The organism is Zobellia barbeyronii, assembly GCF_018603515.1.
In the GTDB taxonomy this organism is placed as follows: Bacteria; Bacteroidota; Bacteroidia; order Flavobacteriales; family Flavobacteriaceae; genus Zobellia; species Zobellia barbeyronii.
Genome location: NZ_JACATN010000003.1, coordinates 516,329 through 528,667 on the forward strand (window position 1 = coordinate 516,329; position 12,339 = coordinate 528,667).

The 12,339-nt window shown below is 37.3% G+C and carries 14 protein-coding genes; 1 reads left to right on the plus strand and 13 read right to left on the minus strand.

Going from position 1 to position 12,339, the window contains the following annotated elements:
• Nucleotides 1-7: 7 nt before the first annotated feature.
• A complete protein-coding gene (dgoD, locus tag HW347_RS10755; RefSeq protein ID WP_214611876.1) occupies nucleotides 8-1,165 on the minus strand; it encodes a galactonate dehydratase in 1,158 nt (385 codons plus the stop codon).
• A gap of 219 nt (nucleotides 1,166-1,384) precedes the next feature.
• Complete coding sequence (gene rimO, locus HW347_RS10760) at nucleotides 1,385-2,686, minus strand: 30S ribosomal protein S12 methylthiotransferase RimO (RefSeq protein ID WP_214611877.1); 1,302 nt, start codon at nucleotides 2,684-2,686, stop codon at nucleotides 1,385-1,387.
• Nucleotides 2,687-2,806: 120 nt separating this feature from the next.
• Here rimO and HW347_RS10765 point away from each other — a divergent pair, with 120 nt between their 5' ends.
• Nucleotides 2,807-3,901 (plus strand): serine hydrolase domain-containing protein, encoded by a 1,095-nt coding sequence (locus HW347_RS10765; RefSeq protein ID WP_214611878.1) that lies wholly within the window; start codon nucleotides 2,807-2,809, stop codon nucleotides 3,899-3,901.
• A gap of 6 nt (nucleotides 3,902-3,907) precedes the next feature.
• Here the strand turns inward: HW347_RS10765 and ftsY are convergent, their stop codons facing one another.
• From ftsY to recR, 11 genes are all read right to left on the minus strand, one after another.
• Nucleotides 3,908-4,864, minus strand: coding sequence for a signal recognition particle-docking protein FtsY (gene ftsY / locus HW347_RS10770; protein WP_214611879.1), 957 nt, complete (start codon nucleotides 4,862-4,864; stop codon nucleotides 3,908-3,910).
• 178 nt (nucleotides 4,865-5,042) lie between these two features.
• A complete protein-coding gene (locus tag HW347_RS10775; protein WP_194534096.1) occupies nucleotides 5,043-5,195 on the minus strand; it encodes a DUF4295 domain-containing protein in 153 nt (50 codons plus the stop codon).
• Between the two features lie 37 nt (nucleotides 5,196-5,232).
• Entirely contained in the window at nucleotides 5,233-5,415 is a 183-nt protein-coding gene (gene rpmG, locus HW347_RS10780; protein WP_038234759.1) for a 50S ribosomal protein L33, read from the minus strand.
• A gap of 11 nt (nucleotides 5,416-5,426) precedes the next feature.
• Nucleotides 5,427-5,663: a 50S ribosomal protein L28 gene (rpmB, locus tag HW347_RS10785; protein ID WP_155597461.1), complete on the minus strand. Its 237-nt coding sequence runs from the start codon at nucleotides 5,661-5,663 to the stop codon at nucleotides 5,427-5,429.
• Between the two features lie 66 nt (nucleotides 5,664-5,729).
• The gene (locus HW347_RS10790; RefSeq protein WP_214611880.1) at nucleotides 5,730-6,980 is read right to left on the minus strand and encodes a competence/damage-inducible protein A; all 1,251 of its coding nucleotides are present in this window, start codon (nucleotides 6,978-6,980) and stop codon (nucleotides 5,730-5,732) included.
• Nucleotides 6,980-7,318 (minus strand): Hpt domain-containing protein, encoded by a 339-nt coding sequence (locus HW347_RS10795; RefSeq protein WP_155597463.1) that lies wholly within the window; start codon nucleotides 7,316-7,318, stop codon nucleotides 6,980-6,982. The genes HW347_RS10790 and HW347_RS10795 overlap by 1 nt, the downstream gene beginning before the upstream one ends.
• Nucleotides 7,318-7,929, minus strand: coding sequence for a fumarylacetoacetate hydrolase family protein (locus tag HW347_RS10800; protein WP_214611881.1), 612 nt, complete (start codon nucleotides 7,927-7,929; stop codon nucleotides 7,318-7,320). Before HW347_RS10800 ends, HW347_RS10795 begins: the two co-directional genes overlap by 1 nt.
• 20 nt (nucleotides 7,930-7,949) lie before the next feature.
• Entirely contained in the window at nucleotides 7,950-8,726 is a 777-nt protein-coding gene (locus tag HW347_RS10805) for a 3'-5' exonuclease (RefSeq protein WP_214611882.1), read from the minus strand.
• An 86-nt stretch (nucleotides 8,727-8,812) separates the two neighbouring features.
• Nucleotides 8,813-10,090: a hypothetical protein gene (locus HW347_RS10810; RefSeq protein WP_214611883.1), complete on the minus strand. Its 1,278-nt coding sequence runs from the start codon at nucleotides 10,088-10,090 to the stop codon at nucleotides 8,813-8,815.
• A gap of 164 nt (nucleotides 10,091-10,254) precedes the next feature.
• On the minus strand, nucleotides 10,255-11,619 hold the full coding sequence (locus HW347_RS10815) for a dihydrolipoamide acetyltransferase family protein (RefSeq protein WP_214611884.1): 1,365 nt from the start codon (nucleotides 11,617-11,619) through the stop codon (nucleotides 10,255-10,257).
• A gap of 82 nt (nucleotides 11,620-11,701) precedes the next feature.
• The gene (gene recR, locus HW347_RS10820) at nucleotides 11,702-12,322 is read right to left on the minus strand and encodes a recombination mediator RecR (protein ID WP_194534089.1); all 621 of its coding nucleotides are present in this window, start codon (nucleotides 12,320-12,322) and stop codon (nucleotides 11,702-11,704) included.
• Nucleotides 12,323-12,339 lie beyond the last annotated feature (17 nt).

Consider the following 12,339-nt stretch of genomic DNA (forward strand, 5'->3'; position numbering starts at 1 on the left):
CTGTTTTTTACCACTCGGCAAAACTACCGTCTTCATTTCTCCATACAGGATTTGACCAGTTATGGCCAATTTTCTGACCTTCTCTTAGTTTTTCTTCATTCATATCTACACCTAGACCTGGCTTTTTAAGAAGCTCTATGTAACCGTCTTTTACATCAAAAATTTCAGGGTTATCCATGTAATCTAACAAGTCAAAACCTTTATTGTAATGTATACCCAAGCTACTTTCTTGGATTACGGCATTAATAGAATTAAAATCTACATGTAAGCATGAAGCAAGAGCAACAGGGCCCAGCGGGCAATGAGGAGCCAAAGCAACATCATAAGCTTCTGCCATAGCAGCAATTCTACGTACTTCAGAAATACCGCCAGCGTGACTTAAATCTGGTTGGATGATATCTACCGTACCCCTGTGTAGAAGTTCTTTAAAATCCCAACGGGAAAACATACGCTCTCCTGTTGCAATAGGAATACTAGTATATGGATAAATATGATCAAAAGCTTCTTTATTCTCGCTCAGCACCGGTTCTTCAATAAACATGGGGTTGTAAGGTGCCAATTCGTCAATTAAACGCTTGACCATACCTTTGTGTATTCTTCCATGAAAATCCAGACCAATGTCTAATGTATCTCCAAATTCCTCTCGAAGCAATCTGATATTATCTGCAACGGTTCTAATTTTCTGTAAAGAATCTATCCAAGCAAAAGCACCTGTAGCATTCATTTTTACAGCCTTGTAACCCTGTTCTACTTTTTCGCGAGCTTGCTCAAGAACAACTTCTGGGTGATCACCACCAATCCAACAATACATTTTCATTTTCTTACGTACAGCTCCTCCCAAAAGGTCATAAACAGGTACACCAAGGTGTTTCCCTTTAATATCCCAAAGTGCTTGATCTATACCTGAAATAGCACTCATAAGAATAGGACCTCCACGGTAAAAACCTCCTCCGTAGAGTGTTTGCCAAATATCCTCAATATCACTAGCCGAACGACCAATTAGGTATTGTGATAGTTCTTGAACACAGGCTTCTACTGTAGCAGCTTTGCCTTCAACAACAGGTTCACCCCAACCTATGATGCCACTTTTTGTGGTTATTTTGAGAAAAAGCCAACGTGGTGGCACTTTAAAAAGTTCTATTTTTTCAATTCGCAAGTCATCCATACTAGTCTACTAAAGTTCTTAAGGTTGATTGATTAAATTCAATTGACAGGCTATACTATCAAAAATTGATTTCCCTAAAGTAGTGAATAATTTTGAAGTGTAATTAATACGTTTAAAATAACACCTAAGAAATAGTAACTTCTTAACACAAAAAAAAACCTATCCAATAGTGGACAGGTTTTAAATTTTCATGAAATAATCCTAAAAGGATTTATTCAACTATGCAGGCTCGCCGTATAAATCAAAATCAGCAGCTTCTGTAATCTTTATATTTACGAATTCACCTTGTTTCAAATAGAACTTAGTAGCATCTATCAAAACTTCGTTATCAACATCCGGAGAATCAAATTCCGTACGTCCAACAAAATGATTTCCTTCTTTACGGTCTATGATACAACGAAAAGTCTCTCCTATTTTATTTTGGTTCAACTCCCATGAAATCTGAGATTGTAACTCCATTATCTCATTAGCCCTTTCCTGCTTAACATCTTCAGGAACATCATCTTCCAATGAATAGGCATGTGTATTCTCTTCATGACTATACGTAAAACAACCTAAGCGCTCAAAACGCATCTCGGCTACCCAACTTTTTAAAGTCTGGAAATCTTCTTCCGTTTCTCCTGGATAACCAACTATCAATGTAGTACGAATAGTCATTTCAGGAACCGCAGCTCTAAACTCTTTCAACAATTTTGTTGTTTTAGCCTGTGTAGTACCGCGACGCATACTTTTTAATATGGAATCTGAAATATGTTGTAATGGAATATCTAAGTAATTACAGATTTTAGGTTCTTGCTTCATAACATCAAGCACATCCAAAGGAAAACCCGTTGGAAAAGCATAATGCAACCTAATCCATTCAATACCTTCTACCTTTACCAAAGCTTGTAACAGTTCGGCTAAGTTTCTTTTTTTATAAATATCAAGACCGTAATACGTCAAATCCTGAGCAATAAGAATAAGTTCTTTTACCCCTTTTGCCGCTAATTTTTCAGACTCAGTAACTAAATCTTCAATGGGCGTGCTACGGTGCTTACCCCTCATAATAGGAATAGCACAGAATGAACAAGGTCTATCGCAACCTTCTGCAATCTTTAAATAGGCATAATTTTTTGGCGTGGTCGTTAAACGCTCACCAATTAGTTCATGCTTATAATCTGCACCAAGAGCCTTCAATAAATTAGGCAGTTCACTGGTACCGAAATATTCGTCTACATTCGGGATTTCTTTTTGTAAATCTGGCTTGTATCGTTCACTAAGACATCCGGTTACAAATACCTTATCTACTAGACCTGCCTCTTTTTTCTGAACGTATTCTAAAATAGTATTGACACTTTCTTCTTTTGCATTCGCAATAAATCCGCAGGTATTGATTACCACAACATTACCCTCCTCTTCATGCACTACCTCTTTGTCGTTGGCACGCAACTGCCCCATGAGTATTTCGGAATCATACACGTTTTTCGAGCATCCCAAAGTGACTACATTTATTTTATTCTGCTTCTGCGTTTTCGTTCTCATAACTAGAAATTGAGCGCAAAAATACAACAAGATGAACGAACAGCTTCCTTTTGGTACGATTTCTTGTTGAATTGCGTTAAACTTTCATAACAAGTTGATGTCCAACAAGAAATCTAAGTCATGAAATACATAACTTCAACTATCCTGAGTCTTATTTTAGTAGTTCTCACTAGCTGTTCCAAAGACAAGGTAGAACCCAAAATAGAAACGGAAGTTCAAGAAATGTACTTTCCTGCAATAGCTGATACCGAATGGGAAACAATTACACCAGCCGAATTAAACTGGAACGAGACCAAAATAGCAGCTTTGTACACCTATTTAAAAAATAACAAAACCAAGGGATTCATGGTTTTGGTGGATGGGCGCATTGTTATAGAAGAGTACTTTAATGGCCATAATGCAAATGCGCAATGGACTTGGTTTTCCGCAGCTAAAAGTTTAACCGCTACCATTGCCGGTATTGCCCAAGAGGAAGGTTTACTAAATATTGAAGATAAAACATCTGATTATCTTGGTATGAATTGGAGTTCGTTACCCACAGAGAAAGAAAACCTAATTACGGTACAACACCATCTAAGTATGACCACTGGTCTCACGGATAATGTGGGAGATTATATCCCATGGGTATGCACCACACCAAATTGCTTGGACTATACAGCAGATGCCGGAAAACGCTGGGTCTACCACCAAGGTGCTTTTATACTCCTTCAAGATATTCTTACCCAGACTACAGGTGTAGGCTTTCAAAGCTATGGAAAAACTAAACTTGAGGACCGAATAGGAATGCAAGGAAATTGGACAAAAGCATTAGGGTTAAACATTTATAACAGTAATACGCGTAGCATGGCTAGATTTGGACTACTCGCCCTAAACAAAGGTACTTGGGATGACAACATTATTATTAGTGAAGATTACTTCAATGGAATGACTACTACTTCGCAAGAACTAAATAAAAGTTATGGTTATCTCTGGTGGCTTAATGGAAAACAAAGTTATATGGGAACCACTTCTCAACAGATTGTTGATAGTAACCTCATACCTAACGCACCTTCTGATTTATTTGCTGCGTTAGGTGCAGATGACCAGAAAATCTATGTTGTACCTAGTATAGGTTTGGTAGTTGTTAGATCTGGTGAGACTGCCGGAGAAACACAATTAGGACTCTCTAGTTTTGACAACGAATTATGGGTAAAACTGGATGCAATTATGAATTAAATATAATTACACATTAAAGAATGAGTCTACAAATTCATGCTTATTAAACACTTGTAGATCTTCAATGCCCTCACCTACTCCAATATACTTTACAGGAATTTGGAATTGATCAGATATACCAATAACAACTCCTCCTTTTGCTGTTCCGTCTAATTTTGTGACCGCCAAAGAAGTAACTTCTGTTGCCTTGGTAAATTCCTTGGCTTGCTCAAAAGCATTTTGACCTGTAGAACCGTCAAGCACCAACATAACTTCATGAGGCGTATTGTCTACTACTTTTTGCATTACTCGTTTTACCTTGGTCAACTCGTTCATTAAGTTTACCTTGTTATGAAGACGACCTGCAGTATCTATAATAACAACATCTGCATCTTGCTTAACTGCTGAACTTAACGTATCAAAAGCAACTGAAGCTGGGTCACTGCCCATACTTTGTTTTACAATTGGCACATCAACTCGGTCTGCCCAAACTTGTAATTGATCTATGGCCGCAGCACGAAAAGTATCTGCTGCACCTAAAATTACTTTTAAACCTTGCTTTTTAAACTGATAGGCCAATTTACCAATGGTTGTAGTTTTACCAACACCATTAACACCAACTACCATAATTACGTAAGGCTTCTTATCTTTTGGTACTGAAAATTCGGTTTCACTGCCAACATTGGTTTCTGAAAGAAGGCCAGAAATTTCTTCCCTAAGAATTGTATTGAGCTCTTCCGTGCCCATATATTTATCCTTAGAAACACGCGCCTCTATACGCTCTATGATTTTTAAGGTTGTAGTTACACCAACATCCGAAGAAACAAGAACTTCCTCTAGATTATCTAATACATCATCATCTACTTTAGACTTACCCGCAACAGCTTTACTAAGCTTAGAGAGAAAAGATGTTTTAGTTTTCTCTAAGCCTTTATCAAGGCTTTCCTTTTTCTTTGAAGAAAATATATTCTTGAATAAACTCATGTGTTCTTTGTATTAATAGTCTCAAAGATAATAAAGTAAGGTGGAAGTTTTTACTTTAAATGATACTACAATTACTTGAAAGACAACTACTACTAATGAGTGCTTCCTTAACCTAGATGTTAATCAACAAAAAAAGCCTCTTCTTAACGAAGAGGCTTTATAATACTTTAAAAGTATCTTACTTTTTAGACAACCAATCGTTAACCGATTCTGGGGTCATAACTGACTCAACAAAAGTATATGATCCACTTTTTGCTGATTTCACCATCTTGATGGCTTTTGTCAATCTTTTTGAACTTGTCTGTAAACTTGCTACCGTCTTTTTTGCCATGACTAATATGCTTTTATGTTCTCGTTAAAACGAAAACTTATTTAATCTCCTTATGGATTGTCATCCTCTTCAAAATAGGATTGAACTTTTTAATCTCCATTCTTTCCGGAGTGTTCTTTTTGTTCTTGGTAGTAATGTACCTTGAAGTACCTGGTTGTCCCGACTCTTTGTGCTCGGTACATTCCAAAATAACTTGTATTCTATTTCCTTTCTTTGCCATCGTATTCTAGCTTATTTTACCAATCCTTCTGCCTTTGCGTCTTTCAACACAGCAGAAATACCCTTTTTGTTGATAATCTTCAACGCCTTTGCAGAAACCTTTAAGGTCACCCAACGGTCCTCTTCGGGAATATAAAAACGTTTCTTAGAAAGATTGACATTGAATCTTCTTTTAGTCTTATTTATAGAAAACGATACGTTGTTTCCAAACATCGCTCTCTTTCCCGTAATTTCACAAACTTTTGACATCCCGCAGATTTTTCTTTAAACAGGGTGCAAATTTATGTCATTTTTATGGATGCACAAAACAATATTTCAGATTTTTGAAATTTCTTTTTGTAATAGCTCTAAAGCCTTGTTCACGGACTTCTCCACAATGCGCTCTCTATGGTTGCCCATATTGAATTCTTGAGCATAAACGCCACTAGGAGTTGCTATAGCAATAAAGACCGTTCCAATCTCTGCATCTGAGTCACCTTTTGTAGGTCCGGCGTTTCCTGTAGTAGCTATTGCGTAATGCGTTTTAAACAAATGCCTTACATTTTCTGCCATTTCCTTCGCTACTTCCGCACTTACTACAGAATACGTTACTATGACGTCTCTAGGCACCTTAAGTACATTTATCTTGGCCTCTGTAGCGTAACTCACTACACTGCCTTTAAAGTAAGCTGACGCTCCTGGCAAGGCTGTTAGTTGTTCCGCAATTTTACCTCCCGTAAAACTCTCTGCTGTAGACAGCGTCAAATTTTTCGCGGTAAGTAGTTTAGCTACCACTTGTTCTAAAGTCTCTTCGTCTTCGGTGCCATATATAATATCGCCAATTAACGGATATAGTTTTTTAAGCTCCGCTTCTACCCTGTCTTCTAATTCTTGTTTATCCGGGCCCTTAGCACTCAACCGTAACCTTACTTTTCCCAAATTTGGCAAATATGCCAATTTGATAAACGCAGGTAAATTATTCTCCCAATCTTCTATTTTTTCAGCAATAGCGCTTTCACCTAAACCATAGGTAACAACAGTTCTATGCAAAATAAAGGGACGATTAAAATCTGAAATGATTTTTGGAATGACCTTGTCCGTCATCAGATTTTTCATCTCATAAGGAACTCCGGGAAGCGAAACAAAAGCTACACCATCCTCTTGTATCCACATGCCAGGCGCAGTACCAAATGCATTATGCAAAACTGTAGCCTTGGATGGAACCAAAGCCTGTTTTCTATTGATATCCGATATAGGTGTAGAGGTAATATACTTTTTAAAAAGCTCTTCCACATGTGCTAGAACACTTGCGTCTTCTACCAAGGTGTCGTTAAAAAACTCACACAGGGTATGTTTGGTAATATCATCTTTGGTCGGACCAAGACCTCCGGTTATGATAACAACTTGAACTCTCTTTTTAGCATCTTCTAGCGCTTGAAGAATATGTTCCTTGTCATCCTGAATTGAAGTAATCTGATAAACAGACACTCCAATTTTATTAAGTTCTTTGGAAATAAAAACGGAATTGGTATCAACAATCTGACCAATTAGAATTTCATCGCCAATAGTAATAATTTCGGCAAGCATCAGATATTGAAATCTTTTTTCAACTCAGATACCACCTGATATATATCTTTTTTCAACAAAGGAAAAACCACTTGTATCTCGGACATATTGGCTTCTGCCTTGCCTAACGTTTCTATCTGTAAGGCTGCGGCACGAGTCTGCTCCATACCCAACAAATCAACATTGGGCTTAATCTTATGGGCTAATTTGTAAACCTGGTCATGGTTTTGCTCATTTAATGCAATTTCAAGAAGCTCAAGATCCTGCGGTACTTCTTCTAAAAATACTGAAATAACAGAGTTGATGAAATCTTCATCTCCTTCAGCCATTTCATTGATTTTATCAAGATTGTAAATCATTATTTTACTTTTAAGTGGAAAAGTTCACGCCCCTCCAGAACCCCCGAAAGGTAGTCATTTGCTTCAATTCTACCAACACCGGCTGGTGTTCCAGTAAAAATTACATCGCCTTTTTTTAACATGAAGAATTGAGAAACGTACGAAACAAGCTCATCTATCTTCCAGAGCATGAGACCAGTATTCCCCTTTTGCACTTCTCTTTCATTCTTCAACAAAGAGAAATTTATATTGTTTAAATCTTTAAAATCTGTCTTTGGAAGCCACTCTCCTATAACCGCTGCACCATCAAAACCTTTTGCTTTTTCCCAAGGAAGACCTTTTTCTTTTAGTTTGGATTGCAGGTCTCTGGCCGTAAAATCTATGCCCAAACCTATTTCATCATAATAATTATGGGCAAATTTCTCGCTAATATGCTTTCCTACTTTTTTTATCTTAACGAGCACCTCAACTTCATAGTGTACGTCTTTAGAAAAATCAGGGATATAGAAGTCCTGTTCTTTTGGCAAGATTGCAGAATCTGGCTTAATAAAAACTACAGGTTCTTCAGGCTTTTCATTAGCCAACTCCTCTATATGCTCAGTATAGTTTCTACCGATACAGATAATTTTCATTGAAACCTTTTTAAAATTTTCTAACCTAACTTGTTGTTGAGCTGACTCAATTTTACTTGTGTCAATACCTTTTTGGTGTACAGGGGAAAATCGGCATTTAGAATCCACCCGAAGTAGCCAGGTTCCTTCTCAAGTACATCTAGTACTTTTCTGCCTTTATGTTTACCAAATGCAAAAACCTCAGCACCATCTTCATCATATCCTAAGAAGCCTGCAAAATCTGCAAACTGGCGATGAGTAGAAAATTCAGCTAGTTTTTTTACATTATTCTCAAGCTCCGGATATTTATCCAATTGAGACAATAACACCTCATATGTTGCTAGCGTATCCGCTTCTGCACTATGGGCATCTGTAAGGTCTTTATCGCAATAGAACTTGTAAGCAGCCACTAAAGTGCGCTTTTCCATTTTATGGAATATAGTTTGAACATCTATAGAAACCATGCTCTTCATATCAAAGTCCAACTCAGCACGCAACATTTCTTCAGCCAATAGCGGAATATCAAAACGGTCAGAATTAAATCCGCCCAAATCGCAATCCTTTATCATGGCATAAATAGTTCTAGAAAGGTCTTTAAAAGTTGGCTCATTGGCCACTTTTTCGTTGGAAATTCCGTGAATAGCAATCACCTCTTCAGGGATTTCCATTTCTGGATTTACCAACCAAGTCTTGCTTTCCTTATTCCCGTTAGGGTATACTTTTAAAACAGATATTTCTACAATTCGGTCTTTGGCAACATTGGTACCCGTAGTTTCCAAATCAAAAAAACAAATGGGACGCGTGAGATTAAGCTCCATGTTTTTGGCTATTTTTTTAACAAAGATACTATTTAACAAGGTTCAAGAAAACATATCTATACTTTTCTTAATAAAGAAAAATACGGTTATAATCTTGTATTTATAACATTATTGAAAGCCGAACCAAAGGTATAACTAAGCCCTACGCTAAGACTGGTCTCATAATCTGTAGCAATCTGCTTTTGTTGTAGCAATACATCCTCTAAAGAAGCATCTCCACCAGGCAAATTTATTTGATCTCTAATCAACTCAAACCTTCCTGAAAACCGAGCTGCAAGCCCCTTTAAAAGGCGCACGGAAAAACTACCGTTCAGCTGAATTCTATTCTTGGTAAAATCGTTCAAAAAGGTAGACCCAATTAAGCGGGCATATACATTACCCCAAGGTTGACGATACCTAACCTGCACATCTAGAGAATGACTGAAGATACCTTCCGTCTCTTTAAGAAAAACGGTTTGCTCTATATAATCATTATGAAAATAACCGATTTTATAAGCGAATACAATTTCTCTGCGAAGCACTTCTTTATAAGGATAGATATTGTATTCAATAGCTGGCCTTGCGTAATATCTAAAATCTAGATTCGTAAAAGTATTATGTTGCACACCACCAAAAACACCTGCAGACCAATGATCTGACAAACTAGCAACAATACTGGCGTCTGCAGAATACCTAAAGCGCTCACTTGTAAAAGTTTCATCATCGTTGATGATTTCTTTATTTGCTTGGTTAATTTGTAAATCACTACGGATACGCAGTTTTTCCGTTACATGATCACTTTGAAAACCCAATTCGTATTCAAATTCTTTACGGCTAGACTCCCTTTTAATCTTTGCCTCTCCGTAGACTTCAAAAATCCAATTGTTCCAAGGATCCCTAAAATCAATCTCTTGAATCTCACCAAGACCCTCTTTATTAACGGTATACGTGATATTCTCTGCCAAGTCCGACTCTAAAACGTACTGAAGAAGTCCTGACTGTACTTTTTTCAAAAGCCCTTTGCGTACCTCATCATCTGTCATACTAGCTGTACTATCATAGGTAAGCTTGCCAAGAATATCTTTATAGCCATCTACACCCTCAAATTCTAGCATGTACGTACGCCCACCACTACCATTGGTAACGTCATAAATAAATAGTTTTATATTGGCTTGCCCTTGATCACGAACGTGACTGACATAATTGATTTCCTGCCGTAGATAATTCTTTTCGCAGTTACAATCTATATAAAGTTTTAAAGGTTCTTTTGCCTCATCACCTTCATCCTCTTCTTGAGCAAATATCAAAAGCGGAGTGATGAACAAAAAGAAGCATAACAAATTTAGAATTTGTCGTGAGGACGTGTTGAAATTTCTATTTGGCATTATTGGTTTGGAAGGCCTTATGGATACTTTTCTATCGCATGAAAATAAGATTATTAATCTATTATCCGCGAAAGCGTACCAAAAAACCAAAAGATTTCACAGATTTTAAAGAAATACAACTTTAAAATAAGAATGCTTCAACAGAAAAGTGTTTGGACAACACTTTAAACCTCCCGATCTACATCCCAAGCTTCTAAATAATCTGCAACTGCTTTTGCAAACATACTACCCAATGCACCATTTACTACTCTATGATCATAACTATGAGAAAGATACATCTTACTTCTAATTCCTATAAAATCTCCTTCTGGAGTTTCTATGACCGATGGAATTTTACGGATAGCACCTAAAGCAAGAATACCCACTTGAGGCTGGTTGATTATTGGCGTACCAAAAACACTACCAAAAGTTCCCACATTGGTTACAGTATATGTACCATCTTGAACTTCATCTGGCTTAAGTTTATTTTCTCTAGCTCTAAACGCTAAGTCGTTTATTGCTTTGGCCATACCTACCAAATTTAACTGGTCTGCATTTTTAATTACCGGAACAATAAGATTACCGTCTGGTAAAGCGGCTGCCATTCCTATGTTAATATTTTTCTTTTTAACAACCGTATCGCCAACTAGCGATATGTTCATTAAAGGATATTTTTTTAGTGCCTTTGCTACAGCTTCAATAAAGATTGGTGTAAAAGTCAGCTTCTCACCTTCTCTCTTTTCAAAAGAGCTCTTTACTTTATTTCTCCAATTAACAATCTTAGTAACATCTACCTCAATAAAGCTCTGAACATGCGCAGAAGTAGATACACTGTCTACCATATGCTTGGCAATCATTTTACCCATTCTACTCATAGGCACTACCTCACCATCGGCACCCTCAGTTATTCCAGAACCATTAGTTGTTTTAACAGCAGAAGACTTATTGTTTACTAAAGGAGCTGCCGCTACCTTTGGAGCAGGCGTTTTTTCTACTGGCTGCTCAACGTTTTTAACGGCACCATTTTCTAAATAGGCAAGAATATCATTTTTAGTAACGCGACCTTCATTTCCTGTACCCGCTATCGTATCAAGCTCAGCAACAGAAATACCTTCTTGTTTTGCTATATTTTTCACCAAAGGCGAATAAAAACGCTCAGAAGATGATTTTTGATTGTGATGTACTGGCGCACTTACAGCATCTTTGGCCACTTTTACAGTTTCCTCTACCATGGCAGCGGATTTCTCAGCACCGTTTGATGCAGCAACAGACTCAGTTGAAGCGACAGGTTGAGCTACTTCAATAGATTGTTCTGTTTCAATAATCGCTACGGTATCACCCACTTTGATTACATCGTCTATATCAAAAAGCTTTTCGATCAAGATACCCTCCACTTCACTTGGAACCTCTGAATCTACTTTATCAGTAGCTATTTCAAAAATTGGTTCATCCAATTCAATAGTATCACCAACTTCTTTCAACCAAGTGGTTAATGTTGCCTCTGCAACACTCTCGCCCATTCTCGGTAATTTCAGTTCAAACTTTGACATATTCTTATTTTAGACTGCTTTTACTCTAATTTTGTCGCAAAAATACCAAAAAAAACACCTATCAGTTACAGTTATCACATTTTTAATTCGCTTTTAACGAACCTTCAAATGGAATCCGGTTTAAAATACTCCGTCCTAGCGTGACTTCATCGGCATATTCCAGCTCATCGCCAACAGCTATTCCCCTCGCAATGGTTGAAGTATTAATATCCAAACCGTTTAATTGCTTATAAATATAAAAATTGGTCGTATCACCCTCCATAGTAGAGCTTAAGGCAAAAATAAACTCCTTAACCTCTCCTTTTTGAGCTTTTTCTACCAAAGAACCAATTGTCAAATCTTGCGGGCCAATTCCCTCCATAGGAGATATTTTTCCTCCCAAAACATGATATAATCCTTTATACTGACTTGTATTTTCAATAGCCATAACATCCCGAATATCTTCAACAACGCAAACCAGACTTCTATCCCGTTTGGGATTGGCACAAATTTCACAAACGGCCACATCTGAAATGTTATGGCAATTTTCGCAGAATTTTATCTCACTACGCAAGCTTAATAATGAATTTGAGAGCCTTTCTGTCTGTTCTTTAGGTTGTTTAAGCAAATGAAGAACCAACCGAAGTGCCGTGCGTTTACCTATACCAGGTAATTGCGACATTTCGTAAACGGCATTCTCGAGAAGCTTTGAAGAAAAATCCATAGTCACAAAATTACGTA